This is a genomic window from Achromobacter sp. UBA4530, assembly GCF_002388205.1.
Classification (GTDB): domain Bacteria; phylum Pseudomonadota; class Gammaproteobacteria; order Burkholderiales; family Burkholderiaceae_B; genus Achromobacter; species Achromobacter animicus.
The window spans coordinates 248,455-274,087 of record NZ_DGMA01000007.1 but is presented as its reverse complement, the minus strand read 5'-3'; the positions used below and the strand labels follow the sequence as shown (position 1 = coordinate 274,087).

22 protein-coding genes are annotated in these 25,633 nt (G+C 61.5%); 14 read left to right on the top strand and 8 right to left on the bottom strand.

The window, feature by feature from the left end:
• Positions 1–6: 6 nt before the first annotated feature.
• Positions 7–471, bottom strand: coding sequence for a RidA family protein (locus B2W22_RS05540; RefSeq protein WP_286936558.1), 465 nt, complete (start codon positions 469–471; stop codon positions 7–9).
• A gap of 54 nt (positions 472–525) precedes the next feature.
• A complete protein-coding gene (locus B2W22_RS05535) occupies positions 526–1,272 on the bottom strand; it encodes an SDR family NAD(P)-dependent oxidoreductase (protein WP_286936556.1) in 747 nt (248 codons plus the stop codon).
• Between the two features lie 207 nt (positions 1,273–1,479).
• Between B2W22_RS05535 and B2W22_RS05530 the strand changes: the two genes are divergently transcribed.
• Positions 1,480–2,457 (top strand): Bug family tripartite tricarboxylate transporter substrate binding protein, encoded by a 978-nt coding sequence (locus B2W22_RS05530; RefSeq protein ID WP_175121657.1) that lies wholly within the window; start codon positions 1,480–1,482, stop codon positions 2,455–2,457.
• Positions 2,458–2,521: 64 nt separating this feature from the next.
• On the opposite strand, the gene B2W22_RS05525 is transcribed toward B2W22_RS05530, so the two are convergent.
• The 3 genes from B2W22_RS05525 to B2W22_RS05515 form a co-directional block, all read right to left on the bottom strand.
• Positions 2,522–3,298 (bottom strand): ABC transporter ATP-binding protein, encoded by a 777-nt coding sequence (locus B2W22_RS05525; RefSeq protein ID WP_175136600.1) that lies wholly within the window; start codon positions 3,296–3,298, stop codon positions 2,522–2,524.
• Positions 3,299–3,303: 5 nt separating this feature from the next.
• Positions 3,304–4,974, bottom strand: coding sequence for an ABC transporter permease (locus B2W22_RS05520; protein ID WP_175121655.1), 1,671 nt, complete (start codon positions 4,972–4,974; stop codon positions 3,304–3,306).
• Positions 4,975–5,120: 146 nt separating this feature from the next.
• Entirely contained in the window at positions 5,121–6,164 is a 1,044-nt protein-coding gene (locus tag B2W22_RS05515) for a Fe(3+) ABC transporter substrate-binding protein (RefSeq protein ID WP_105238804.1), read from the bottom strand.
• 348 nt (positions 6,165–6,512) lie between these two features.
• On the opposite strand from B2W22_RS05515, the gene B2W22_RS05510 reads away from it, so the two are divergent.
• Positions 6,513–7,289, top strand: a complete 777-nt coding sequence (locus B2W22_RS05510) for a ferredoxin--NADP reductase (protein ID WP_175121654.1) — start codon at positions 6,513–6,515, stop codon at positions 7,287–7,289.
• An 82-nt stretch (positions 7,290–7,371) separates the two neighbouring features.
• Here the strand turns inward: B2W22_RS05510 and B2W22_RS05505 are convergent, their stop codons facing one another.
• Genes B2W22_RS05505 through B2W22_RS05495 form a run of 3 tightly spaced genes read right to left on the bottom strand, consistent with a single transcriptional unit; the run spans position 7,372 to position 10,111 of the window.
• The gene (locus tag B2W22_RS05505) at positions 7,372–8,334 is read right to left on the bottom strand and encodes a Bug family tripartite tricarboxylate transporter substrate binding protein (protein WP_286936552.1); all 963 of its coding nucleotides are present in this window, start codon (positions 8,332–8,334) and stop codon (positions 7,372–7,374) included.
• A 38-nt stretch (positions 8,335–8,372) separates the two neighbouring features.
• The gene (locus B2W22_RS05500; RefSeq protein WP_218343728.1) at positions 8,373–8,756 is read right to left on the bottom strand and encodes an AtuA-related protein; all 384 of its coding nucleotides are present in this window, start codon (positions 8,754–8,756) and stop codon (positions 8,373–8,375) included.
• Positions 8,753–10,111, bottom strand: a complete 1,359-nt coding sequence (locus tag B2W22_RS05495; protein WP_175121651.1) for an acyclic terpene utilization AtuA family protein — start codon at positions 10,109–10,111, stop codon at positions 8,753–8,755. Before B2W22_RS05495 ends, B2W22_RS05500 begins: the two co-directional genes overlap by 4 nt.
• 96 nt (positions 10,112–10,207) lie before the next feature.
• On the opposite strand from B2W22_RS05495, the gene B2W22_RS05490 reads away from it, so the two are divergent.
• From B2W22_RS05490 to B2W22_RS05435, 12 genes are all read left to right on the top strand, one after another.
• Positions 10,208–11,134 carry a LysR family transcriptional regulator gene (locus tag B2W22_RS05490; RefSeq protein WP_286936549.1) on the top strand — a complete coding sequence of 309 codons (927 nt, stop codon included), beginning with the start codon at positions 10,208–10,210 and terminating at the stop codon, positions 11,132–11,134.
• Positions 11,135–11,230: 96 nt separating this feature from the next.
• Positions 11,231–11,617, top strand: coding sequence for a Rid family detoxifying hydrolase (locus tag B2W22_RS05485; protein WP_056561027.1), 387 nt, complete (start codon positions 11,231–11,233; stop codon positions 11,615–11,617).
• 39 nt (positions 11,618–11,656) lie between these two features.
• The gene (gene recG, locus B2W22_RS05480; RefSeq protein ID WP_286936547.1) at positions 11,657–13,747 is read left to right on the top strand and encodes an ATP-dependent DNA helicase RecG; all 2,091 of its coding nucleotides are present in this window, start codon (positions 11,657–11,659) and stop codon (positions 13,745–13,747) included.
• Positions 13,748–13,825: 78 nt separating this feature from the next.
• On the top strand, positions 13,826–14,776 hold the full coding sequence (locus B2W22_RS05475; protein ID WP_175121648.1) for a LysR substrate-binding domain-containing protein: 951 nt from the start codon (positions 13,826–13,828) through the stop codon (positions 14,774–14,776).
• A 177-nt stretch (positions 14,777–14,953) separates the two neighbouring features.
• Positions 14,954–15,454: a Dps family protein gene (locus tag B2W22_RS05470; protein WP_175121647.1), complete on the top strand. Its 501-nt coding sequence runs from the start codon at positions 14,954–14,956 to the stop codon at positions 15,452–15,454.
• 252 nt (positions 15,455–15,706) lie between these two features.
• Entirely contained in the window at positions 15,707–16,501 is a 795-nt protein-coding gene (locus B2W22_RS05465) for an SDR family NAD(P)-dependent oxidoreductase (RefSeq protein WP_286936760.1), read from the top strand.
• Positions 16,494–18,236, top strand: a complete 1,743-nt coding sequence (locus B2W22_RS05460; protein WP_286936544.1) for an LTA synthase family protein — start codon at positions 16,494–16,496, stop codon at positions 18,234–18,236. The genes B2W22_RS05465 and B2W22_RS05460 overlap by 8 nt, the downstream gene beginning before the upstream one ends.
• A gap of 43 nt (positions 18,237–18,279) precedes the next feature.
• The gene (locus B2W22_RS05455; protein ID WP_286936543.1) at positions 18,280–19,386 is read left to right on the top strand and encodes an ABC transporter permease; all 1,107 of its coding nucleotides are present in this window, start codon (positions 18,280–18,282) and stop codon (positions 19,384–19,386) included.
• Positions 19,387–19,408: 22 nt separating this feature from the next.
• Positions 19,409–20,506: a polysaccharide biosynthesis/export family protein gene (locus tag B2W22_RS05450; RefSeq protein ID WP_286936541.1), complete on the top strand. Its 1,098-nt coding sequence runs from the start codon at positions 19,409–19,411 to the stop codon at positions 20,504–20,506.
• On the top strand, positions 20,493–21,317 hold the full coding sequence (locus B2W22_RS05445; protein WP_286936539.1) for an ABC transporter permease: 825 nt from the start codon (positions 20,493–20,495) through the stop codon (positions 21,315–21,317). The genes B2W22_RS05450 and B2W22_RS05445 overlap by 14 nt, the downstream gene beginning before the upstream one ends.
• A complete protein-coding gene (locus B2W22_RS05440) occupies positions 21,314–21,973 on the top strand; it encodes an ABC transporter ATP-binding protein (protein ID WP_286936538.1) in 660 nt (219 codons plus the stop codon). Before B2W22_RS05445 ends, B2W22_RS05440 begins: the two co-directional genes overlap by 4 nt.
• 41 nt (positions 21,974–22,014) lie before the next feature.
• Positions 22,015–25,623 carry an FkbM family methyltransferase gene (locus B2W22_RS05435; RefSeq protein ID WP_286936536.1) on the top strand — a complete coding sequence of 1,203 codons (3,609 nt, stop codon included), beginning with the start codon at positions 22,015–22,017 and terminating at the stop codon, positions 25,621–25,623.
• The last annotated feature ends 10 nt before the right edge of the window (positions 25,624–25,633 follow it).

Genomic DNA, 25,633 nt, shown 5'->3' with positions numbered 1-25,633 from the left:
GCGGCGTCAGACGCCTTTCAACTGCGCGATCACCACCAGGATCACTGCCGCGTTGCCTGGCTGCTGCGCAACCGAATTGGCGGTGCGCGCGTGGCCGGCCTTCTCGCCCAGCACCCGTGCAAACAGGCCGGACGCGCCATCCAGCACGGCGGGCTGATCCAGAAAGCCCAGCGCGCTGGCGACATAACCCTCGACGCGGACAAGGTGGTCCAGCCGGTCGAAGCTGCCGGTGTGCTGGCGGATCTGCGCCAGCACGTTCAGCGCGGCCAGTTCCGCGGCCTGCCGGCCCTGGTCAACGGTCAGCTCCACGCCGACGCGGCCCTGCCACACCACGCGCCCGTCGCGCAACGGCAATTGGCCCGAGATGAACAGCAGGTCGCCCGCCTGGCTGACGGCGGTGTACTGGCCCAGCGGCTGGGGGGCGGGCGGAAGGATCAGGCCAAGTTCGGCCAGTCTGGCTTCAATGGACATGGTGGGTCTCTCAAGGTGAGGACGCCCGCCGCGCGGCGGGCGGTCGTGGTGATGCTACCAATGACCCGCAGCGGCGCCGCCATCGACCGGAAGGATCGCGCCGGTGGTGTAGGCCGAATCGGTCAGATAGGTAACCGCACCGACAATGTCGTCCACCTTGCCCATGCGGCCGGCAGGCTGCAACGAATTCAGGAAGCCGAACGTGGCCGGATCGTGCATCGGCGTCTCGATGATGCCGGGCGCCACCGCGTTGACGCGGATGTTCCGGTCAGACAGTTCGATCGCCAACGCCCGCGTGGCGTGATTCAGGCCGCCCTTGATCAGCACGGGCAGCAGCGCCGGGACGCGGCTGCTGGGCTGCATGGCGATGCTGGCCGTGATGTTGACGATGTGGCCGTCGCGGTATTCCGACATGTGCGCGGCGGCCTGCTGGGTGATGTAGAAGAAGCCCTTCAGGTTCGTATCGATGATGCGGTCCAGGTCTTCGTCGGTGTAGTCGCCCAGGGGCTTGGGAATGAAGATCCCCGCGTTGTTGACCAGCACGTCGATGCGACCGAACCGCTCGGTGGCCTGGCGCACGATATCGCGGGCAGTGCTGGCCAGGGCGATGTCGCCGGCCACGGCAAGGAAGCGGTCGGGCAAGCCCAGGCCTTCCTTAGCCAGCCGCTCGGCGGCCGCGTTCAGGCCTTCCTGGCTGCGGGCGTTGCCCACCACGTTGTCGCCGCGGCGCAGGTATTCCTGCGCCAGGGCAAATCCGATTCCGCTGGACGCGCCCGTGATCACTACAGTCTTGTTCGACATTTCAATACTCCGGTTTGGCATTTGAGGGTGCCTGCGCGCTCAGACAGTGAGACGAACTATAGGAGCGGGCGCGCAGGCGATAAACGCCCGCGGCGGAACATGAATTGATACCTGGCGGAATAAGCGAGGCGTATCGCGCTGTGCGACGCCGCTGTCCGGCGATAAGATGCGCTACCCGTGCATAACGACAAACGGGAGGGAGACATCATGCATCGCTACACCCACAATGCGCTGCGCGGCCTGGCCGCGCTGGCGTTGATCCAGGGCGCCGTGCCCGCGCACGCCGCCGGCTATCCGGCCAAGCCCATCACCTTCATCGTGCCGTACACCGCGGGCGGCACGACCGATCTGGTCGCGCGCACGGCGGGCCAGAAAGTGGCCGAAAAGCTCGGGCAGCCGGTCATCGTCGAGAACCGTCCCGGCGCGGGCGGCAACATCGGCATGGACGCCGTCGCCAAGGCCGCGCCGGACGGCTACGTCATCGGCTTCGGCGCGATATCCACGAACGCGCTCAATCCGTTCGTGTACCCGAAAATGCCGTTCGATCCGACCAAGGATTTCACGGGCATCAGCATGCTGGGGGCGTCTTCCGTGGTGCTGGAGGTGGGCCCGTCGGTGAAGGTGGACAGTGTCAAGGACCTGGTCGCGTACGCCAAGGCGAATCCCAATACGTCGTACGGCACGCCCGGCACGGGCACGTCCATGCACCTGGCGGGGGTGATGTTCGACCAGTTGACCGGGGCCGGCATGCAGCACGTGCCCTACAAGGGCAGCGCCCAGGCGTTGAACGATCTGCTGGGCGGACACTTGCCGGTCATGTTCGACAACCTGCCCGCGTCGCTGCCGCACATCAATGCGGGCAAGGTCCGCGCGCTGGCGGTCACCGGCAGCAAGCGCGCGCCGGCGTTGCCCGACGTGCCGACGCTGGCCGAACTGGGGTATTCGGGCGCGGTCGTGGATCCGTGGTTCGCGGTCTATGGGCCGGCCGGCATGTCGCCCGACGTGACGCGCGTGCTGAGCGACGCCTTCCAGGCGGCGCTTGCGATGCCGGACGTCAAGGACAAGCTTGAGAAGGCAGGCTTCATGCCTTATGGCTCGTCGCCGCAGGAAGTTGAGCGGCTGACCCAAAGCCAGCACGAGGCCTTCAAGGCCTTGTCGCAGAAGGTGAAGCTGTCGGCGGATTGATCTGCAGTGCGGGGCATGCGGGACGCGGGGGGCGCCGAGGTCCGCGCGGGCCTCGCAGGTCCCGCTACCGGCCGCGCGCCAGCGCCTGTTCGCGCTGTTCTTCCAGGGCTTCGCGGCGGATGAAGTCGCGCACGAAGGTGTCGGCTGGGTTGTGGTGCAGGTTGTAGGGCGTATCCCATTGCGCGATGCGGCCCTTGGCCATCACCCCGATGCGGTCGGCGATCGCGAACGCTTCGGCCTGGTTGTGCGTGACCAGGATCGCGGTGTGGCCTGTGGTCTTCAGGATCTCGCGCACCTCGAAGGCCAACCGCTCGCGCGTGTCCACATCCAGGTTTGAAAACGGTTCGTCCAGCAGCAGGAGGTCGGGCGAGGGCGCAAGCGCGCGAGCGAGGGCCACGCGTTGCTGCTGGCCGCCGGAGATCTCATGCGGATAGCTGTTGGCGGCGTGTGCCAGGCCGACGAGTTCCAACATTTCTTCGACACGGCGGGCGCGGTCCGGACGCGGCAGCTTGCGCAATCCGAACGCCACGTTCAGCGCCACCGTCAGGTGCGGAAATAGCGCGTAGTCCTGGAACATCATGCCCACGCGGCGCAGCTCGGGCGCGACCTGTTCGGTGGGCGACGAGATCACCGTGCCGTCCAGCAGGATGCGGCCAGCGCGCACCGGCTCGAACCCGGCAATGGCGCGCAGCACGGTGGTCTTGCCGCAGCCGGACTCGCCCAGCAGGCAGCCAATGTGGCCGGCGGGAAGGCCCAGCGACAGGTCCTGCACGATGGGTTTCAAGCCAGTGGGCGTGTCGTAGGCCAGGGAGAGGTGGTCGATTTCTAGCAGATCGGGCACGATGATCAATGTCCCATTTTCAGATTGGTGCGCGCCAGCAGAATGACCGGCAGCAGGCCGGCCAGCACGATGGCCAGCGCGGCCACGGCGCCTTCTTCGTACGTGCCGCGCGCGGCTTCCGCATAAAGCCACGTGGCCAGGGTGTCGAAATTCATGGGGCGCAGCAGCAGGGTGGCGGGCAGTTCCTTCATGGCGTCCACGAACACCAGCAGCGCGCTCGCGGCCAGCGCGGGCCGCAGCAACGGCAGGTGGACGCGGCGCAACGTGCCGCCGGAGGTTTCGCCAAGCAGGCGCGACGCTTGTTCCAAGGACGGCGGGATGCGCGCCAGGCCGGCTTCGAGCGCCCCGGTGGAAATCGCCAGGAAGCGGATCGCATAGGCGCACACCAATGCGCCCATCGAGCCCATCAGGAACAGGCCCGTGCCGCCGAACACCCGTGCGACCGCGGTGTCGATCCACACGAAGGGGGTCAGCAGGCCGATGGCCAGCACCGTGCCAGGCACCGCATAGCCCAGGCTGGCGATGCGTGCGCAGGCGCGGCCCGGATTGAAGCCGGCGCTTTCGCGCAGGGTGCGGCCCGCCCACGCAACGATCAGTCCGCAGAGCAGGGTGACCACCGTGGCGCTGGACGCGACGATCAGAGTGTTGCTCAGGCCGCCGATCAACTGGTCCGACACACCGCCCACCAGGTGAAGCCGCTTGTAGGTTTCAACGACCAGATACAGCGCCGGCGCGACAAACCCGATCAGGACGGGAATCCAGCCCAGCACGGCCGCGACGGCAGCCGCCGCGCCACGCAGCCGACGCGGCTGCATCGGGCGCATGCGCTGCGTGTTGGCGTAGCGCTGCCGCTTGCGGCCGTGGCGTTCCAGCAGAATCAGCCCGATGACGATCGCGAGCATGGTCAGCGCAATCTGCGCGGCGCCAGCCAGGTCTGAACGGGTGACCCAGGTGGTGTAGACGGAGACGGTCAGCGTTTGCACGCCGAGGAATTCGGAGGCCCCGATGTCGTTCAGGGTTTCCAGCAGCGCCAGGCTCACGCCCACCACGATCGCGGGACGGGCCAGGGGCAGGGCGACGCGGCAGAACACCGCCACGCGGCCCGCGCCCAACGTGCGGGCAGCTTCGAGCAGGCTGGCGGCCTGCGTCATGAACATGACGCGGGTGCTCAGGTAGACATAGGGGTACAGCACGAAGCCCAGGACAAAGATCGCGCCGTAGATGGAGCGCAGATCGGGCAGGCGGAATTGGCGCGGGCTGTCGAAGCCGAGCATGGCGCGGATCGCCGACTGGATGGGCCCGATGGGGTGCAGCAGGTCCAGGTAGGCAAACGCGATGATGTAGGTGGGCACCGCCAGCGGCAGCAGGAGCGCCCAGGTCAGGACCCGGCGCGTGGGAAACTCGTACGCGGTCACGAGCCATGCGGCGCCGGTGCCAAGCAAGGTCACAACGACGCCCACTCCGGCCAGCAGCATGACGGTGTTCGCGAAGGCCTGCGGCAGCACATAGCTGGCCAGATGCTGCCAGTGTTCCAGGCTGCCGCCCATCGCCCACCAGCCGAGCGTCAGTACCGGCGCCAGCACCGCCAGCGCGATCAGGGCCGCGCCAACCAGCCAGCCGGTTCCGCGTTCAGACCAGCGCAGCCGCAGCGGCGTGGGCAAGGATTGTGTGTGCATGCTTCAAAGTCGGTTGCATCAATGGCAAGGCCTGTTCCCCCGGAAAAGCGGGAACAGGCCCTACGCGTTGCGCCCGGTGCCGGGCGCTCGCGTGTCACTGCATCAAGGTCACGCCATGCCCGAAGGCACGGCGGTCCGGCAGCTTATCAGTTGTCGAAGCCGACCTTGTCGACCAGTTCGCTGGCTTGCTTGCGATGCTTGGCGATCTCGGTCAAGGGCAGGGGATCGACCTTCAGTTCGCCGAAGCTTGCGATCACCGGGTCCAGCTTCACGCCCTTGCGGACGGGGTATTCGTAGTTGGCCTGCGCGTACAGGGCTTGGGCCGGTTCCGACACCAGGAAGTCCAGCAGCTTGACCGCGTTGGCCTTGTTGGGAGCGTGCGCCGCGACGGCCGCGCCGCTGACGTTCACGTGCGTGCCGCCGCTCTTGGCATTGGCGAAGGTCGGGCGGATGACCTTGATGGCATCGCCCCACTTGCGCGCGTCGGTGCCGGGCTCGGCGTTCTTCATGTGGCCGACATAGTAGGCGTTGGCCAGACCGATGTCGCAGATGCCGCCCAGGATGTCGCGCGCCACGTCGCGGTCGCCGCCGGCGGCCTTGCGGGCCAGGTTGGCCTTGACGCCGCGCAGCCATTTTTCGGTGGCCTCGGCGCCGTCGTGCGCGATCATGGAAGCGACCAGCGCGGTGTTGTAGGGGTGCTGGCCGGAACGGATGCAGACCTTGCCCTTCCACTTGGGATCGGCCAGATCTTCGTAGCGGAAGGATTCCAGCTTCAGGTCCTTTTCGACATACAGCACGCGGTCGCGCAGCGACAGGGCGTACCATTTGCCATCGGCGCCGCGCAGGTTGGCGGGAATGACCGAATTCAGCGTGTCGGACTTGACCGACTGCGTCACGCCGCCGTCCACCAGATCCAGCAGGTTGCCGATATCCACCGTCATCAGCACATCGGCGGGCGACTTGGCGCCTTCGGCCTTGACGCGTTCCAGCAGACCGTCTTTGACGAAGACGGTGTTGACCTTGATGCCGCTTTCCTTGGTGAAAGCATCCAGCAGCGGCTGGATCAGCTTGGGTTCCCGGGTGGTGTACAGGCTGACTTCCTCGGCGGCGTTAGCCGACACGGTGAAGGCAGCGGCGCCGGCGAGCGCCAGCGCGCGCAGCAGGGAATTCAATTGGGGACGCTTGATCATGAAGGAACTCCAGCTAGGGCCGAAACGAGTGTTGCAGCACGGCCCCGCCTTAATTCGAGGCGCGCCAATGCGAAAAGCGGTCTGCTAACGAAAATGATTATCAAGTGAGAACGCGACAATAACAGGAAGCATTGCGCCGTTCAACTAGCAGTAAGCGTTGGGTTCAAGACGTTGATCCCCGTCAAACTGGAATAAGGGTATTACGGAATAATGAGAGCAGTTATCATCAAGACCCTGTAGAATAGGGACAACCCTAATGCCGACCGCGGCCTTTTTTTTGCGGTTCGGAATGACCTCGCGGCACAGCCGGGCTTCGCCCGGCCACGATCCGCCCTTACTGAATACGACATGGCTGCTTTCAACACTGAGCGCGTACTTAGCGTGCACCACTGGAACGACACCCTGTTTTCCTTCACCACGACGCGTGATTCGGCCTTGCGGTTCCACAACGGCCACTTCGTGATGATCGGCCTCGAAGTTGAAGGCAAGCCGCTGCTGCGGGCTTACAGCATCGCCAGTGCCAACTACGAAGAAAACCTCGAATTCCTCAGCATCAAGGTGCAGAACGGCCCGCTCACGTCGCGCCTGCAGCACTTGAAAGAAGGCGACACCATCCTCGTTAGCCGCAAGCCGGTCGGCACCCTGGTCGTCGACGACCTCAAGCCCGGTAAGCATCTGTTCCTCTTCGGCACCGGCACCGGCCTCGCGCCCTTCATGAGCATCATCAAGGACCCGGACGTCTACGAACGCTTCGACAAGGTCATCCTGGTGCACGGCGTGCGGTGGGTCAGCGAACTGGCTTACGCCAACTACATCGAAAACGAACTGCCGAACAACGAATTCTTCGGAGACATCGTGCGCGACAAGCTGGTGTATTACCCCACCGTGACGCGCGAGCCTTTCCGCAATCAAGGCCGCATCACCGAACTGCTCGAAAACGGCAAGCTGTGCGCCGACATCGGCATTCCGCAAATCAACCCCGAAACCGACCGCGCCATGATCTGCGGCAGCCCGCACATGCTGGCTGACATCAGCGCCATGCTGGATAGCCGTGGCTTCGCCGTGTCGCCGGGCGTGGGCCAGCCGGGCGACTACGTCGTCGAGCGCGCCTTCGTGGACAAATAAGCCAAGCGGTTCCGGCCTTCAGGTTCTAAAAAAACCCATCGCAAGCGCGATGGGTTTTTTGCTTTGGCACGCCTGGTGTGAATCACTCCGGCTGAATGCCGGCCTTCTTGATGATGTCGCCCCACTTCTTCGATTCCGCTTGCTGGAACTTTGCCAGCTCGTGGGGTGACGACGACGCCGCGTCCGTGCCGGTCTGCGCGTAGAACTGTTGAGCGGGCTTGGCCTTGGTGGCGTTCACCAGCAATTCGTTCAGGCGCTTGACCACGTCGGGCGGTGTGCCGGCCGGCGCATAGGCGGCAAACCAGTAGCCCATCTCGTAGCCGGGCACGCCAGCCTCCGAAATGGTCGGCACGTCGGGGGCCAGCGGCGAGCGCGCCTGGCCCGTGACGCCCAGCGCGCGCAGCTTGCCGGACTTGACCTGCGGCAAGCCCGTGGCGGTGTCGGTGATCATCATGTCGATCTGGCCGCCCAGCAGGTCGGTGACGGCGAGCGGATTGCTCTTGTAGGGCACGTGCAGCAGTTGCACATTGGCCATCTGCTGCAGCAGTTCACCAGCGATGCGGCTGCTGGAGCTGCCGCTGCCAAAGCTCAGCTTGCCCGGCGACTGCTTGGCCTGAGCCAGGAAGTCGCCCACCGTCTTGGCGGGCGAACTGGGATTGACGACCATGATCTGTCCGCCCTTGCCCAGCAGCGTGAGGGGCGCGAAATCCTTGACGGGATCGTAGGTCAACGACTTGTACAGGTGCTCGTTGGCTGCATGTGTGGTGTTGGTGGTGATCAGGACCGTGTAGCCGTCGGGCGTTGCGCGCGCGCCGGCTGCCGCGCCGATCATTGCGCTGGCGCCGGGCTTGTTCTCGATGACGACGGCTTGGCCCGTTTGTTCGGTGACGCCCTGGCCGATGGCGCGGCCGATCTGATCGGTGGCGCTGCCGGCAGCGAACGGGACGATGAAGGTGATGGGCTTGGTCGGGAATTGCGCCATGGCCGAAAGGGGCAGGGCGGCGGCCAACAGCAGGGCCAGCCGGCCCTTGGTAGCGATGCGCATGTGTGTCTCCTGTGGTGTTTTTTTATCGGAACTGCAAATCAGGCGGCCGCGGGACGGTCGCCGGGTATGTCTGGCAGACGGCTCGCCAGCGCTGCGCTGACCTCCACCGTCATGTCCAGCAATCTGAAAGACAGGCTCTTGCCGTGCGTGTCGAGGTTCAGCGCGTCATTGACGCCGCCGTCCAGCACGCCCTCCAGCACGAAATTCATTGCGTTGAGCATCGGCAGCGCATAGCGTGTCACACGCTTCGGATGGCGGTACGCGAACCACTGTGCGACGCGCGCTTCGGTCACTTGCGCGGCCAGCACGTCATAGCATTCGGGATCCCAGGCGATGAGGCTCAGGTTGGAGATATCTCCCTTGTCCCCGGATCGGCTGTGGGCCAGGCGGTACAGCGGCACGGCGAGCAAAGTCTGGTTCATGGCGCGATCTCCTCCAGGAAGTTCCAGCCGCTCTTTACGGCTTCGCGGGGAATGGTGCAGGACATCATGTTCAAGCGCGGGCGCAGTGCAGTGCGCACGCCGCCGCCGCCGGCCGGGCCGCAGGTATAGAGCGCGGTCACTTCGCGCAACACGCGTTCGGCCTGTGCGCGATCGGCGTTTTCGGTGGCCAGACGCAGCCGCACGTCGCGGGCGTGCCTGTCGGGCAGCGCGCGGCGCATCTCGCCCGCGTCGTCGCCCAGGATGCTGATCGCGCCGATCAGGTCCGCGCGCAGCTTGTAGTCGGAGCCCAGGCGCTTCTGGACGATATCTGCCGCGAGCCGTGCTCGGGCTTCGGCCTGCACGCCCGCATACGAAATCTCCGCTTCAGCCAGCCAGCCGCCGCGATAGCAGACGTTCACCTTCAGTTCGTCGGGCCGGGTGTGACCCGTAATGCCATGGACCGCAACCCGGTTGCCGCCCAGTTCGACGACACGCGCCTGGCTTAGGTCCGCCACCACGTCGGGAGTCAGATACCGCGCCGGATCGTGGACTTCGTACAGCAATTGTTCTTTCACGGTGCGCGCATCTACGGCGCCGCCGGTGCCGTCTGCCTTGCCGATCACGAATTCGCCGTCGGACTGGATCTCGGCGATGGGGAAACCGGCCGCATGGACGTCCGGCACTTCTTTCAGCCCCGGCACGCAGAAATAGCCGCCGGTCACCTGCAGCCCGCATTCGAGCATGTGGCCGGCCATGGTGGCACGTCCCAGACGCGGCCAGTCGGCGGGATCCCAGCCGAAGTGCGCCAGCGCCGGCCCCAGCGTCAGCGACGGGTCGGCCACGCGGCCGGCCACGACGATCTGCGCGCCGGCGGCCAGCGCCTCGGCGATTTCGGTGGCGCCCAGATAGGCAGTGGCGCTCACGATGTCCAGGCCGTCCAGTGCGGCGCCCAGTCGATGCGCCAGCAGGTCGCGATGCTCGGCGCCGTTCAGCGCGTCGCCATACACGACAGCGATGCGCGGAACCGGCAAGCCTTGTTCACGCGCCAGTTCAGCAATACGGCGTGCGGCGGCGGGCGGATTGGCCGCGCCGAAATTGCTGACGATGTTGATCCCGTGGCGCAGGCAGTCGCCCAGGACCGGACCCACCAGTTCGTCCAGCAGGGGTTCATAGCCGCGGTTCGGATCGTCGTTGCGCGCAAGCTGCGCCAGCGCCAGCGTCCGCTCAGCCAGCGTCTCGAAGATCAGCGTGCCGCCGCCTTGGGCGGCCAAGGTGCGGACCACGGCCGCGGCGCCATCGGTGCGATCGCCGGAAAATCCGGAGGCGCAGCCGATAAGCAAGGGAGATTGAGGCATGAGCAGTCCAGGCGCGTTCAAGGGGTTGGGACGACTATAGGCAAGGCACGATCATCCGTAAAATAGAAAAATCGGATTGATTAATACAAGAAAGCCATGAATCTATCGTCCCGCCAATTGCGTGCCTTCGTGGCGCTTGCCGATGAACGGCACTTCACGCGTGCCGCGCAGCGCTGCCACCTGACGCAGCCGGCCTTCAGCGCGTTGATCCGTTCGCTGGAAGACAGTGCCGGCGTCCGGCTCTTTGATCGCAGCACGCGGCACGTCGAGCTGACTGCCGAAGGCCGCGTGCTGGACGCGACCGCGCGGCGCCTGCTGGCGGACATGGACCTTGCAATGGGCGATTTGCGGGATATGGCGGACCGCCGGCGGGGCAGGGTGACGCTGGCCGCGCTGCCGTCGCTTGCGGCGGGCTGGCTGCCGGATCTGCTGGCGCGCTTCCGGCAAGATCATCCTGGGATCGTGCTGGACCTGCGGGACGCCTTGCTCGATCCTTGCCTGGACATGGTGCAGAGCGGGGTGGCCGATTTTGCCGTGGCCTCGAGGCGGCCTGACATGACCGATCTGGATAGCGAATTCCTGCATGCCGATCGCTACTTTCTGGTGTGCCGTGTGGACCATCCTTTGGCGGACCAGCCTCGCGTGCGGCTGCGCGACGTGCTGCGGCATCCGATCATCCAGCTTGCGCGCGGCAGCAGTGTGCGCAAACATCTGGACGAAGCGCTGGGCACCGAGGCGCCGCTGCCGGTTTTCGAGGTCGAGCATCTGGCGACCGTCACGGGTCTTGTGCGTGCGGGGCTGGGTGTGTCGGTCGTACCCGCGATGACGCTTTTTCATTTCCGCAGCGCCGACCTGCGTGTCGTACCTTTGGCGGGCCGCGCCTTGACGCGGCCGCTGTATCTGGTGCGCCGTAAAGGACGCAGCCTGTCAGTGGCCGCGCAGGCGCTAGCCGAACTGCTGATTGCGCATCGTGGCGATATCGGCGGGGCAGGGCATCCGCCGGCTGCGCAGGATCAGTCCTAAACCCTCTTTACGGCGAACCGCTACTTTCGCAAAAGTCTATTGCTGGATAAACTTCGATAGTTGTAGCTTCTATCCGTCACCAGAAGGATTCCGCCCATGAGCAAGCAAATCATTCATACCGACACCGCGCCCGCCGCCGTCGGCCCTTACTCGCAAGCGGTTGCCGTCAGCGGCACCAAGACTGTCTATCTCTCGGGCCAGATTGGCCTGGAGCCTGGCACCGGCGACCTGGTCTCTGAAAACTTCGACGCGCAGGTGCGTCAGGCGTTTGCCAACATGCAGGAAGTCATCAAGGCTGCGGGCGGCACGCTGGAAAACGTGGTCAAGCTCACGCTTTTCCTGACCGACCTGGGCAAGTTCACGGCGGCCAACGCCATCATGGCCGAGATCATCCCCCAGCCGTTCCCGGCGCGCTCCACGATCGGCGTGGCCAGCCTGCCCAAGGGCGCACAGTTTGAAGTCGAAGCCATCATGGTCCTGTAAGGCGCGCCCGGACGTTTCATTTCAGGGGTTCGTTCCTACATGCCGGCCGCAGCCGTGGCCTCCAAGCGTACCGGCGCCGACAAGAACGGCGCCGGCAAACCGATGACGGATACGGAGCGCAAGCTTCGTAACCTGGGTTTGGTGCTGCCCGAGGACTTCGTGCTGCACCTGCCGCTGCGCTACGAAGACGAAACACGCGTCATCCCGATCAGCTCGCTGCGCCCCGGCTTTGCCGGCCAGGTCGAAGGCGAGATCACCAAATCCGAAGTCCTGTACCGGCCGCGCCGCCAGCTCACCGCCACGTTGGCGGACGACAGCGGCGAACTGCAATTGCGCTGGCTGAATTTCTATCCCAGCCAGCAAAAACAAGTGACCGTGGGCAAGCGCCTGCGCGCCCGCGGCGAAGTGCGTGGCGGGCTGTTCGGCCGCGAGATGGTGCATCCGCGGCTGACCAATGCGGATTCGCCGCTGCCGACTGCTCTCACCCCCGTTTATCCCACTACCGAAGGGCTGCCTCAGCCGGCCTTGCGGCGCGCCATTGCACAGGCGCTGAACACTGCTGACCTATCCGACACGCTGCCCGAGGAGGCTCGCGCGCGCTACGACCTGCCGCCGTTCGAGCCCGCCATCCGCGCGCTGCACACGCCCGCGCAGGGCGAATCCGAACAGGCCTTGATGGATCGCGTGCATCCCGCATGGCGCCGCATCAAGTTCGACGAGCTGCTTGCGCAGCAGCTCTCGCTAGCCGCGGCGCGTGCCGCACGCCGCATCAAGGAAGCCGAATCGCTGCCGGTACAGAACGGCGCAGGCGGGCTGGTCGCACGGCTGTACGAAACGCTGCCGTTCAAGCTGACTGGTGCGCAGCAGCGCGTCGTGAAGGAAATCTCGGCGGATCTGGCCAAGCCGTATCCCATGCACCGGCTGTTGCAGGGCGACGTGGGCAGCGGCAAGACCGTCGTGGCGGCCATCGCGGCGGCGCAGGCCATTGCGGGCGGGGCGCAGGTGGCGCTGATGGCGCCCACGGAAATCCTGGCCGAGCAGCACTTTCGTAAGCTGGTGTCCTGGCTTTCCCCCCTGGGCGTGAACGTCGCGTGGTTGAGCGGCAGCCTGACCGCGAAGGCCCGGCGCGAAGCCGCGGCAGCCGCTGCCGACGGCAGCGTGCAGCTTGTGGTCGGCACGCAGGCGCTGATCCAGGATCACGTCGAGTTCCACCGGCTGGGCCTGTCCATCGTCGACGAACAGCATCGCTTTGGCGTCGGCCAGCGTCTTGCACTGACGCGCAAGGGCGAAACCGTGCGCGGCCGCATCGTGCCGCATCAGCTCAACATGAGCGCCACGCCCATTCCGCGCACGCTCGCCATGACTTTTTTCGCCGATCTGGACGTGTCCGTGATCGACGAGTTGCCACCCGGCCGCAGCCCCGTCGTGACCAAGCTGGTCTCGGACGCGCGGCGAGAAGAGGTTATCGCCCATATCGCGCAGGCCGCGCGCGGGGGCCAGCAGGCTTATTGGGTCTGTCCGCTGGTCGAGGAAAGCGAAGCCCTCGAATTGCAAACCGCCGTCGACACCTACGAAGGCATGCGGACCGATCTGCCGGATCTGCGGATTGGATTGGTGCACGGCCGCCTGCCGCAGGCCGAGAAGGCCGCCGTGATGCAGGCATTCCGCGACGGCGACATCGACCTGCTCGTCGCCACGACCGTCATTGAAGTTGGCGTGGACGTGCCGAACGCGTCGCTGATGGTGATTGAACACGCCGAGCGCTTCGGCCTTGCCCAACTTCACCAGTTGCGGGGGCGCGTGGGGCGGGGCACGGCCGAGTCCGTTTGCGTGCTGCTCTACCAGACGCCGCTTTCGCAGGTTGCGCGCGAACGGCTGCGTGCCATGTTCGAAACGTCCGACGGCTTCGAGATCGCCCGGCGCGACCTGGAACAGCGCGGCCCGGGTGAATTCCTGGGCACACGTCAGTCGGGCATGGCGCTCCTGCGCTTTGCCGACCTGGAGACCGACGCCGCGATCGCCGAAGACGCGCGCGACGCTGCCGTGTGGTTGCGCGCCGAACATCCCTCCGTCGTCGAGGCCCATCTGGCCCGCTGGATGCGTGGCCGCGAAGACTTCCTGCGCACCTGACATGCGGCCCATCCACTCTCTTGAATCCTCAAGCGCCGGCCATCGGGCCGGCGCGTAACCCCGGGGGCGTAGTCCACCATGACTCTCACCGAACTCAAGTACATCGTCGCCGTCGCCCGCGAGCGGCACTTTGGCCGCGCGGCCGAGGCCTGTTTCGTCAGCCAGCCGACGCTGTCCGTGGCCATCCGCAAGCTCGAGGACGAACTGGGCGTGACTCTGTTCGAACGCGGCGGCTCCGAAGTCGGCGTGACGCCCATCGGCCAGCGCATCGTCGCGCAGGCGCAGAAGGTGCTCGAGGAAAGCGCCAGCATCAAGGAGATCGCCCGGCAGGGCCACGATCCGCTGGCCGGCCCGCTACGCGTTGGCGTGATCCACACCATCGGACCCTACCTGCTGCCCAAGCTGGTGCCCGTGCAGATCGGCCGCACGCCGCAGATGCCGCTGCTGCTGCAGGAAAACTTCACCGTCCGTCTCGTCGAGCTGCTGCGCCAGGGCGAGATCGACTGCGCCATCATGGCCTTGCCGCTGCCCGAAGCCGGCCTGGTCATGCAGCCGCTCTACGACGAGCCCTTCGTGGTGGCCGTGCCCAACGACCATGAACTCGCCCAGCGCAAGTCCATCGACGCCCAGGACCTGAAACAGCAGACCATGCTGCTGCTGGGCAGTGGCCATTGCTTCCGCGATCAGGTGCTTGAAGTCTGTCCCGAACTGTCGCGCTTCTCGGCCGCTAGCGATGGCATCCAGCGCACCTTCGAAGGCTCCTCGCTCGAAACCATCCGCCACATGGTCGCGGCCGGCATCGGCGTCACCGTGCTTCCGGTCACCGCCGTCCCCGAAAACCCGCCCTCCAACAGCCTGTTGCGCTATCTGCCGTTCGAAGGCCATGTGCCCGAGCGCCGCGTCGTCCTTGCATGGCGGCGCAGCTTCCCGCGCCTGGCGGCAATCGAAGCGCTGGCGCAGGCCGTCTATGAGTGCGAGCTGCCGGGCGTGAAGATGCTGGCCGGCGAAGCGGCGGCCGTGCAAGATTGAACGCTAAACGACGGCCAATGGCCGGCGCGGTTTTGCGTGGGCGTCATTGCGAAAGACGCGCCCCTTGCACCGCGTCAATTGGTCGCAGCCCATCGTGAGACCGGCGCCTTCACAACGCCTGTTCTGTCATGTTTGCAGTGGTATTCTTATTTCCGCCTTTTTCCATAGGAGCTAGCAATGGCCAAGTCCACCAAGAAGACCTCGAGCGTTCCGCGCATCAACATCGGTATTTCGGACAAGGACCGCGCCGCGGTTACCGGCGAACTGTCCAAATTGCTGGCCGATTCATACACGCTGTACCTGATGACGCACAACTTCCACTGGAACGTCACGGGGCCCATGTTCAACACGCTGCATCAGATGTTCATGACGCAGTACACCGAAGAATGGAACGCGCTGGACAGCATCGCCGAGCGCATCCGCGCGCTGGGCCACTACGCGCCGGGCACGTATCGCGAATACGCCAAGCTGTCGTCGATCTCTGAACCGGAAACCGTGCCGGACGCGCTGGAAATGGTGCGCCTGCTGGTGGACGGCAACGAATCGGTCGCCAAGACCGCCCGCGCAGCCTTCGAAAAGGCCGACGCGGCCAACGACCAGCCCACGGCCGACCTGCTGACGCAGCGTCTGGACGTGCATGAAAAGAATGCGTGGATGCTGCGCAGCCTGCTGCAGTAATAAATTTCTTAACTTCGCATACAATGGCCGGCCGTCTCACCCGCAAGGGGGGACGGCCGGATCTTTGTGAACACCGACAATGGCCGCCGCAAGGCGGCCATGTCTATACGACGTGCCACAGATAACGCCCCAGACGCCACCCTCTGTCATCCTCGCTTTTGCCGCGGTTACGCCGCGTCGGCTCCGCGCGCCGGTTTGCCATCAGCGAGCATCCGAAAACCTGCGCTCGGGACCCGTCTGGACAGGCAGGTCATGAGTCGCACCGTAGTTCGCGAACCCGGATCCCCAAGATGCGTGCTGATCACCGGAGCCACCGGCGGCATTGGCGGCGCGCTGGCGCTGGAGTATGCGGCGTCTGGCGCCAAGACTCTCATTCTGCAAGGGCGCAACAGTGCACGCCTTGCCGAGTTGCGGCAAGCTTGCGAGCAGCATGGCGCGCGAGTCGTCACGCATGAATGCGACGTGCGCGATCACGACGCCTTGATGTCCTGGCTGGCCGCCATCTCCGAGGCCGAGATGCCGGAACTTGTCATCGCCAATGCAGGCGTCAACATCAACACCGGACCCGAGCAGCAAGGCGAGGATTGGCAGGATGTGCACCGGCTGCTCGACGTTAACGTCAAGGCGGTCTTTGCCACGGTGCACGGCGTGCTGCCGGCCATGCGCAACCGCGGTTTCGGTCAGATAGCCCTCGTCAGCTCACTGGCCGCGTGGCGCGGCCTTCCCGAAACGCCCAGCTACAGCGCCAGCAAGGCCGCCGTCAAGGTTTACGGAGAGGCCATGCGCGATGCGCTTGCGGACGTAGGTATCCGCTTCAACGTCATCATGCCCGGCTACGTCGAATCACAGATGTGTTTCGACATGCCCGGCCCCAAGCCGTTCTTGTGGAAGGCGGACAAGGCAGCCCGGGTGATCCGCCGTGGACTGCAAGCCAATCGCGCTCGTATCAGCTTTCCGTTTCCTTTGAATTTGGGGTGCTTTCTGCTGTCGGTGATTCACCCCGCCGTGTCCGGATGGATTTTGAAGAGGCTGGGCTACGGTGATTGAGGCTTTTTGGATACCGTTGCTGCCGCCGTATCTGGTGGGTCTGATTCTGACATTTTTGGTCGAGGCGCTGCTGACCCCGAGACCTGTGCTGCCCTGGCGCCGGCAGCCCGCTGCGGTTTGCGTACATCTGGGTGTCTGGACTGCCGCGTTCGCGCTCGAGCTCGCACTTTTCCGCCGACCGTACTTTGCGGTCGCAAATGTACTGGCCATCGAACTACTCATCGTTTTGGTAAGCAATGCGAAGTTCCTCGCGCTTCGCGAGCCCTTTGTGTTTCCTGACTTTGAGTACTTCACAGACGCGATCAAGCACCCCCGTCTCTATCTGCCGTTCTTTGGCTTGACTCGGGCGGTCGCGGCTGGGGGCGCGTACGGCGCCGCGCTATGGGCCGGTTTGGCGCTTGAAAACTCAGTCACAGCCGGCGCCGGAATCTGGGTTGCGTCTTTCGCCGAACTGCCTGAAGAACAGATCTTTGACCCGGCTGCGGCAACCGGCCCCTTTTTCGTGTCTGCATTCGGCCTTGCGGCCGCAGGCTTGGCGTTGGCCCTTTGCGCAGGAAGGCGCATCGATGTCGAATTCAAGGCTGGCGTAGACCTGGCCCGCCTGGGCTTGGTCGCTGCGCTTTGGGCATACGGCCGAAGGGAACGCCAGTCGCTGGACGGTTTCCGCCGCCGCGCTCCGTTTGCCAGGATTGCCGCGCCAAAGGTCCTGCCGGAATGTTTGCCCGACCTGATTGCCGTTCAAAGTGAATCATTTTTCGACATCCGGCGTGCCTATCCGGACATGATCCGCTCGGACCTACTGGCCAATTTTGATTTGCTCAAATCTGAAGCCGTCGCGCACGGCCAGTTGCAGGTTACAGCTTGGGGGGCAAATACGGTCCGCTCGGAATTCGGATTTCTGGCGGGAATGGGACCAGACGCATTGGAAATCCACCAATACAACCCATATCGCAGGTTGGCAAAACAAGGATTCCAAACGATTGCCTCATATTTGAAATCACTCGGATACCGCACGGTCTGTGTACATCCGTATCACCGAGGATTTTATAGCCGGGACAAGGTGTTGCCGGCCCTTGGATTTGACGAGTTCGTTGGTGTCGAAGCCTTTCTGACCGCGCGTAAGGACGGCTCATACGTCGGGGATATTGCATTGGCCGATTATGTTCTCGGGGTTCTCGAGGATTCCAGCCAGCCGCTGTACCTGCATGTAATCACCATGGAAAATCACGGCCCGTTGCATTGGGAAGCCGTGAACGAGTCTGACGCGGCTGAAGTTTTAAATGGGCTTGTGCCAGAGGGATGCGAGGACCTGGTGGCATATGCGCGCCACTTGCGAAACGCCGATTCTATGTTCGGTATGTTGAGGGATGCGATCAGACAGCGTGGGCGTCCCGGATCAATCTGCATCTTTGGTGATCACGTGCCAATCATGCCCCAGGTTTATCGCGCTTGCGGGGAAGTTGAAGGGACGACCGATTATGTGATCTGGCAATCCGATGCGCCCCATTCGACGCAAGCGCGGGTGGCATCCGTCACCGCACTGAGCCGTAAGTGGTTGCAAAGTCTAGGCCTGACATCATTAGCGGCAAGCTTCCAGGGCGAGGAGGAGGGGAAGGCCGCGGTTCAACCCAGGCGCGGCCCATCGCCGCTGCGGAGAGGTAGCCGTCCCCATCGCAATATTTTGAAATGTCGTACAATCCCCGCGCCCGGACGAGATACCGGCCTCAGGCGATGAAAACCAGCGTGACAGCGCTCAATAAGATTCCGTAGCTGAATAGATGATCAACTTTGAAAAACTAAAATCAAGGCGCCTGTTTTGGTGGTTGGTTGGCATTCCCATGCTTGTGGCAGTCATTTATTACAGCTTCTTCGCGTTGGACCGCTACGTAAGCACCGCGCAGGTCGCTGTGCGTCAGGTTGGCAATAACGAGGCGCCTCAGGTTCCGGGCCTTGCGGTGATGCTTAGCGGGTTGAACCCGACGTCTAGGGAAGAGACCTTATATCTTAGAGAATTTCTGACGTCGCAAGACATGTTGAATGTCTTGCAGGCAAAGCTAGATTGGTCTGCGCATTATGCGGATCGTTGGCATGACCCCCTGTATTTCCTGTCGAAAGACTCGCAACGCGAGGATCTACTTGATTATTACCGTCGACTGGTCACGGCACATTTCGATGAACAGACTGGTCTGTTGAGCGTGAGTGTGGAGGCGTTCGAACCAAAGTTCGCCGAAAGAGTCCTGAAAGTGATGCTCAGCGAAAGCGAGCGCTTTGTAAATGAACTGTCCCACCGCATGGCGCGAGAGCAGATGACCTTCGCGCAGAGCGAACTCGCCAAGGCTCGTGCCGCATACGAGGAGCGGAGGGAAGACATGTTGACGTTCCAGAGCTCCAATAATCTGCTGGATGCGGAGGCAACCGCAAAGGCTCGCGCCGAGATCATCGCCGAATTAGAGGCCAACCTTACAAAGGAGCGGACGACTCTGAAAAGCCTGGCGGCAACGCTTAACGCAGATACGCCTCAGGTTCGTCAGCAGCGCAACCGCATCCACGCGCTTGAGCAACAACTGGCCTCGGAAATTCAACGCCTTGTTTCGCAGAAGGGAGGCGACAAATTGAACGTGGTCGCGTCTCGCTACCGAAATCTGACCATTGATGCCGCTATTGCTGAAGAGGCGTACAAGTTTGCGGTAAGTTCGGTGGAATCCGCCCGGATCGAAGCGAGCAAAAAACTTCGCAGCCTCGTCACAGTGGTGTCTCCCAATGCACCGGACCGGGCAATTCATCCTGACCGCATCTTCAATCTGGTCACGCTGTTTATGGGGCTACTTTTGTTCTATGGCATCGCGCGCTTTGTCATCGCTACGATTGAAGATCATCGCGACTAGACCTCCGAATCTGAAGAGTAAAATGAAACATCGATTTTCATCCGTTCGCTCGGTTGCATTGGTTTTGCCTTTGTTATTAGGCGGATGCGGCAGTTTACTGTCTTCGGCGGGGCCGTCGCGGTTCGCAATCATGAACAGCGAAGAGGCGCAGAACTATGTGCTGGTGGACTTGTCCGCCGACACGCTCGGCCCGTATATGCGTCCGCCGGAGTCGGAAGTTGCCAATACTGTTGCGCTTCCCACCGTCCCTGATATTAATCTGGTTCCAGGTGACGTGTTGCGGATCATGATCGCCGATTCGGCCATTGATGGCGCGATCTTCGCGCCTTTGGCCAGCGGCGGAACCGTATTCGAGAATATTCGAGTTGACAGCAAAGGGACCGTATCTCTGCCTTACGTTGGGCGGGAACGGGTGGCAGGCAAGACCTTGGAAGAGGTTGAGACCTTAGTACGTCGAAAACTCAAAGGAATTACGAGTGACGTACAGGTACAGGTGACCCTTACGGGTGATCTATCTGGATCCGTACTTGTTGCTGGGGCTGTTAAAAATCCGGGGCGATTCTCGGCGCTACAAGGTCCCCTGACGCTGCTGGACGCAATCAACAGAGCCGGGGGGCCTCTACTCGAGCCGCACCTCATCATGGTCGTTGTCCGAACGGGGCAGAAGTCGTATCAGTTCAACTACCAGGACCTGCTGGCTGGAAAAAACCAAGTTCTGCCTCCAGGGGCAGAGGTCGTGCTCGAACGTGCGCGGAAGCGGTTTGTCGCCATGGGGGCCGTGGGCGATCCAGGTTTGCACGATTTGCCTTCCAATAATCCGAGTTTGCTGGAAGTGCTTGGTAGCGTAAAAGGGCTCAGTGAAATGAAGGCCGATGCGGCTGGCGTCTTTGTCTTTCGATTGGACGAATCGCACAAGAATGATGGCGGTGCAACGGAGCCAGTAGCCAAAGTCTTCCGGTTGAACCTGAAGGAACCGGAGTCTGTGTTCATCGCGCGACAGTTCTTGGTCCAACCTGAAGACGCTATTTTCGTCACCAATGCGGCCGTCCACGAATGGCAGAAGATTATTTCGCCGATCGTTCAGGTATTGGTGCTGGGAAGGACCATTGAAAACCTCTGACGACCAATCCGGGGCGGCTGCGGATATCACGAAGCGGTCGTCCTTCGGAATATTTCGTGCGGTGATATTCGCGCTGGTCCTTAGAGAGGTGCGAGGACGGTTCGGAAGCCATCGCTACGGTGCTTTTTGGCTGCTTTTTGAGCCGATGGCGCATATCGTCGCGTTGATGGGGATTTATGCAATCCTGCGCGGTCACGCCAATAGCGGTCTAGATTTGTCCGTTTTTCTTGTCACTGGAATTATTCCATTCATTTTGTTCAAGAATATTTCGCTCAAGGGTATGGAGGCCGTAAACGCCAACAAAGGACTGTTTGCGTATAGGCAGATCAAGCCCATTGACACCATAGTCGCGCGAGGCATTGTTGAGTGCGCATTAATGGCGTGCGTGTACGGACTTATTCTGTTTGGTCTCGGGCTCTGGGCGGGGAGTGATGTCTCAATTCACCAGCCATTGCGCTGGGGTTTGGTCATGTTCGTCGGCACCGTATTTTCATTCGGCCTCGGATTGATTTTTTGCGTTGTGGCAGAAGCCCTACCGGAGGCGAAGACATTTATTCGTCTTTCATACATGCCGCTGTATTTTCTTTCTGGAATTATTATGCCGCTGTGGCTGATCCCAGAAAAATTCCAGAAGTTCATGCTATGGAATCCGTATCTTCATCTGATTGACTCATTGAGGTCGAACGTCTTTGAGCATTATCCAAAGGTTGTGGGTATCAGCATGTGGTATGCGTCTTTTGTAGCGCTGGCAACCCTGTTTGTCGCAATGGCTCTATATCGTGTGCGGCGGTTGAATTTGGTGGCGGTATGATTCACATCGACAACGTCACGAAATCGTATCTGACCAATAAGGGAAGAAAGTTCGTATTTCGGAACCTCAGCCTATCGCTACCTTCTAATAAGAACATAGCCCTGATTGGTAGAAATGGCGCTGGAAAATCAACGCTCATGAGGCTTCTGGGCGGACAAGATGTTCCTGATAGTGGAAAAATTGTCACTTCCAACTCCATATCTTGGCCGGTGGGACTGTCGGGCGGATTTCAGGGCTCGATGACTGGCAGGCAGAACGTCAAGTTCGTTGCTCGAGTTCAAGGCGCGCAGGCGGATAGTCTGCGCAGAGTAGTCAAATTTGTCGAGGAATTCGCAGAGATTGGCGAATACTTTGACTTGCCGGTAAACACATACTCCTCAGGAATGCGGGGACGCGTTGCTTTCGGGCTTAGCCTGGCTTTTAATTTTGATTATTATCTAGTGGACGAAGCAATATCAGTCGGGGATGCTCATTTTCGTGAGAAGGCGCAGCATCTTTTTTCGGAGCGAACGGGGACGTCCAACTTGATCCTCGTGACGCATGGCATGGGTCAGGTCCGCAAAATGTGCGATTACGTGGTGCTGCTGCGGAGCGGAGGAGTGGTGGAGCAGTATGACGATGTGGAGAAAGGCATCGCTGTCTACCAAAGCCTCTAGCTTCCTGAAAAGAATTTTATAAATAATTAACGCGACGAGAAATGAACAACAGCGGCAACATCCTTGGCATTGCATATGCCGGCAGGTCTGTCACCTTCCAGTTTCAGGATCCCAGCGACTATATAGCGAAGAAGATCAGTGATGCCAAGACTTTTTACGAGCTTGACGTCCTGGAGGAGATTTCCAGTCTTGGGGTGGGAGATGGCGTATTCGTCGATGTTGGCGCAAATATAGGAAACCACTCGCTGTTTTTCTCGATCATCCTTGATCGACAGGTCGAAGCCTTCGAGCCGGCAGACGACGCGTACACTCAATTGGTACAAAATGTCCGCTTAAATCGGGTTGAGAGCCTGGTGTCCTGCCACCGGATGGCTCTTGGGGAAGAGGAAGGCCGAGGACTGATGAACTTAGTCCCCGGGAATCTGGGAGCCTCCAGCTTTTCCCGCGATGATGCGGGATCGGTTCAGCTTAGTACGCTTGACGCCGTGTTGCTCCGACGCGCTCGTAAGGTCGCACTCATCAAGATTGATGTTGAAGGCTTTGAAATCGCTGTGCTTAAGGGCGCGACGGAGATACTAAATCGCGATAATCCTGTTCTCATCGTCGAAGGGCAGACGAATGTCGCTTTTGCAGCGATTTCCGGCTTTCTGACCGAGCAGGGCTATGTCCCTGTGTCAATGCGGGGGGTAACTCCCACCTATTTCTTCGTGCATCGCTCGAAATTGGACGCTGTTCAGGAGCGCTCGCTATTCTTCGCAAGACGCGACGTTGATCACAACAGGCGGATACTTCAAGGGTATCTCGCCCGGATAGAGTCGAATTTACGCGGGGCGCTAACCAAGGCGGACTTCGAGAAGCACGCCGCGGCCCTTGGATCGAGGGAAGAGACTATCCGGGGCTCGCTGCCCGACTATAAGACTTACCTATCGGAATGCATCGAATCGGTTGTCGTAGACGTCAAATCTGCAGTGGCAACGTCGTCTGGTGACCAAGGACAGCGTATCCAGTTGCTTTCCGAGGTCGTTGAACACAAGTTCCGCGTGCTTATGCGGGAGTTGGAACTTGATCGAGAAGCGCACGCGCAGTCTTCCGAGGAGCTTCTCGGTAAGCTGCTGTCTGCGGTTCGCGCGGCTACCGACGATCTGTTGAGCGAAGAGCGGTCTCAAACTGTTGAGGCAATCACCAGCCAGCGGAAATTGTTCGAGCATAACGAAAGGGCGTTGAGGGAAATTGCCGAATCGGTATGCAACGGGATATCGGAGTTGTCCGACCGTCTGTTAACCGTTGGAGAGTCGCTCCGAACGGAAGTCGCCGCCGCGGCGAACGCTGATGTGTCCACCGCAGAAGCGTTACTCAAACTCCAGGAAAACTCGGTCCAGCAACTTGGCCACTCCCTTGGATCGGAGATTAGGTCGGTTCAGGAGGGGCTTGGGCGTCTGGCTGCCGCTTCGTCGCCTCAGGTGAAGTCGAAGGAGCTGGAGGCGTTGCGGTTGGAAAGCCAGCAGGCAATGTCGCGCAAGGACAAGGAATTGGACTTCGCGCTAGCGGAAGCCGATCGGCTGCAAGATGAGGTCAATCGCCTCATTGTGGCCGTACAAACTGAACGTGCTCGTGCAAGATTTGCGGGACGTCGTCTTAAAGTGTTGTACACCACAGGCGTACGGGCCACGGTTGGAAAGCTGAGAAAGCTCCTCTCTCCCGTCACGTTCAGCGCGTTGAAGCCTTATGAAAGCTGGGCTGCGTTTGAAAAGCGGATGGAAGCCCGGGTTGTCCGGGAGGTGCAGGACTTTAAGAAGTTGCATGCCAACTCGTTGAAACGCGCTGCTCGTGAATTGGAGCCTGCCCAGCGAAGCGGCCCGGTGGCATTGTTCGAGCCCGCTATCAGGAAGCCCCGCCAGCCATTTGAGACGTCCTTGCGCCGAGACCGTGTTCGAATCGGGATCGCTTCGATCGAGATTCGACGCACCGCGCTGTCTCGGGTTATTGATTGCTTGTACGAGCAAGCGGACGAAATCATTGTCTATCTGAACGATTACACCGAGATCCCCCAGTTCCTAGATCGTGAAAAGATTACGGTGGTCCATAAGCAGGGCGATGTCGGAGATCGGGGGAAGTTTTACGACATAGACAACTACTCCGGGTACTTCTTCACGTGCGACGATGACATTGATTATCCTCCATACTACGTTCAGCACTGCATTGACGCCATTGAACGGTATGGACGTAAAGCCGTAGTGGGCTGGCACGGCTCTTTGCTGAAGAAGCCCTTTGTTGATTACTACAGTCCGGAGTCGCGGCGTGTGTTCTCTTTCCGGTCCGGACGGCCTCAAGACCTGCCGGTTCACATTCTCGGAACAGGATGCTCGTCGTTCCACACCGATACGATCGATGTGAGATACGCTGACTTCCACACCCCGAATATGGCCGATGTGTATTTTGCCTTGCTTGGCCAGCAACAGCGGATTCCATTCGTCGTCATCAAGCACGACGCTTCGGAGGCGTTGCCGCTTGATATTCCGGATGACAAGCCCATCCATCGCGAGTCCATGCAAAAGACGGGCTCAAGAGCAGACACCCGCGAAATCCAGAATCGGTGCGTCAGCGAGTGGAAGGAGTGGCGCGCGGATGCGCCGACGCCTGTTTATTCTCGGTCCTCTTTCACGATTGCTTATGTTGGGCGTGTTGACGCAGCTCGTTGGAAGAAGGGTGGAATTCTTAAATCTGGCGGCTTGATCACGGAGGCCTTGCGAGCGTTGGGCCATCGCGTCATAGACGTAGAGATTTCGCAAGAGTTCCAATCCATCACCGAGCAGATTCGACCTGCGGAGATTGTCTGGATTTACCCCGGTGACCCGGAACGGCCGGATTTTGCACCCGTGGAAGAGCTTATCAATCTGGCCGCGACCGAAGGAAAACAAGTGTATGTCAATCTTTCCTACAACCTTATTCCGTCTCGCACGCGCTGGATAAGTGAAAAACTGAAGGCATGGAAGCGGCTCTACGGCAGTCGGGTAAAGGCGTGCCTGTTCACCTACGCGGCATTGAACGAACCGCTGTTCGATGACTTGCAGGGGAATTTGATTTGCATTCCGAAATCGATTGATTTCAGTGAGGATGTCCGGGCAAATTTCGAGGCTTCTGAGGGAATATTCCTCGGAGATCTTCAAAAGCTGTTGAATCGGGGCCTGGTTGGCGGAGATATCGAAGATTGGATCAACGCATTGCGACAAGCTTTGCCGGGCATACCCTTGTATGCAGTCCGACAATATGGGGGAAAAATAGACCGCGAACTTGGGCTGACCGTCTTGCCCTATACGCAGGGCGAAGCATGGGAGGAATGGCTCGCAGCAAAACGAATCGTGTGCTGCCTTACGCCCCATGCCACTTATGAAATGATTCCCGTCGAAGCTGGTGGCCTGGGGGTTCCGACCGTGTACCGCCCGATGCCTCAATCGCATTCGGAAGATCTCTCGACGGCAGGCATTCAGGTGCGCACGCCGGCCGAGTTTGCGGCAGCTTGTTCCGCTATTTATCACGACTATACGTTGTGGAACATGTACAGCCGCGCTGCCAGCGCAAGAGCGAGGAGTGCACACATCAGCCGTATGGCAGGCTCGCTGCACGTCCAGCTTGCTTTGGGACGCGTTTAGGGAAAGGACT

Excerpts from the sequence above, each read along its gene's own strand:
- B2W22_RS05505 (WP_286936552.1), bottom strand. The coding sequence starts at position 8,334 with ATGCGCATCGCTACCAAGGGCCGGCTGGCCCTGCTGTTGGCCGCCGCC.
- B2W22_RS05495 (WP_175121651.1), bottom strand. The coding sequence starts at position 10,111 with ATGCCTCAATCTCCCTTGCTTATCGGCTGCGCCTCCGGATTTTCCGGC.
- B2W22_RS05455 (WP_286936543.1), top strand. The coding sequence starts at position 18,280 with ATGATCAACTTTGAAAAACTAAAATCAAGGCGCCTGTTTTGGTGGTTG.
- B2W22_RS05535 (WP_286936556.1), bottom strand. The coding sequence starts at position 1,272 with ATGTCGAACAAGACTGTAGTGATCACGGGCGCGTCCAGCGGAATCGGA.
- B2W22_RS05465 (WP_286936760.1), top strand. The coding sequence starts at position 15,707 with ATGAGTCGCACCGTAGTTCGCGAACCCGGATCCCCAAGATGCGTGCTG.
- B2W22_RS05475 (WP_175121648.1), top strand. The coding sequence starts at position 13,826 with ATGACTCTCACCGAACTCAAGTACATCGTCGCCGTCGCCCGCGAGCGG.
- B2W22_RS05510 (WP_175121654.1), top strand. The coding sequence starts at position 6,513 with ATGGCTGCTTTCAACACTGAGCGCGTACTTAGCGTGCACCACTGGAAC.
- B2W22_RS05500 (WP_218343728.1), bottom strand. The coding sequence starts at position 8,756 with ATGAACCAGACTTTGCTCGCCGTGCCGCTGTACCGCCTGGCCCACAGC.
- B2W22_RS05530 (WP_175121657.1), top strand. The coding sequence starts at position 1,480 with ATGCATCGCTACACCCACAATGCGCTGCGCGGCCTGGCCGCGCTGGCG.
- B2W22_RS05540 (WP_286936558.1), bottom strand. The coding sequence starts at position 471 with ATGTCCATTGAAGCCAGACTGGCCGAACTTGGCCTGATCCTTCCGCCC.
- B2W22_RS05470 (WP_175121647.1), top strand. The coding sequence starts at position 14,954 with ATGGCCAAGTCCACCAAGAAGACCTCGAGCGTTCCGCGCATCAACATC.
- B2W22_RS05435 (WP_286936536.1), top strand. The coding sequence starts at position 22,015 with ATGAACAACAGCGGCAACATCCTTGGCATTGCATATGCCGGCAGGTCT.
- B2W22_RS05485 (WP_056561027.1), top strand. The coding sequence starts at position 11,231 with ATGAGCAAGCAAATCATTCATACCGACACCGCGCCCGCCGCCGTCGGC.
- B2W22_RS05440 (WP_286936538.1), top strand. The coding sequence starts at position 21,314 with ATGATTCACATCGACAACGTCACGAAATCGTATCTGACCAATAAGGGA.
- recG (WP_286936547.1), top strand. The coding sequence starts at position 11,657 with ATGCCGGCCGCAGCCGTGGCCTCCAAGCGTACCGGCGCCGACAAGAAC.
- B2W22_RS05450 (WP_286936541.1), top strand. The coding sequence starts at position 19,409 with ATGAAACATCGATTTTCATCCGTTCGCTCGGTTGCATTGGTTTTGCCT.
- B2W22_RS05490 (WP_286936549.1), top strand. The coding sequence starts at position 10,208 with ATGAATCTATCGTCCCGCCAATTGCGTGCCTTCGTGGCGCTTGCCGAT.
- B2W22_RS05515 (WP_105238804.1), bottom strand. The coding sequence starts at position 6,164 with ATGATCAAGCGTCCCCAATTGAATTCCCTGCTGCGCGCGCTGGCGCTC.
- B2W22_RS05520 (WP_175121655.1), bottom strand. The coding sequence starts at position 4,974 with ATGCACACACAATCCTTGCCCACGCCGCTGCGGCTGCGCTGGTCTGAA.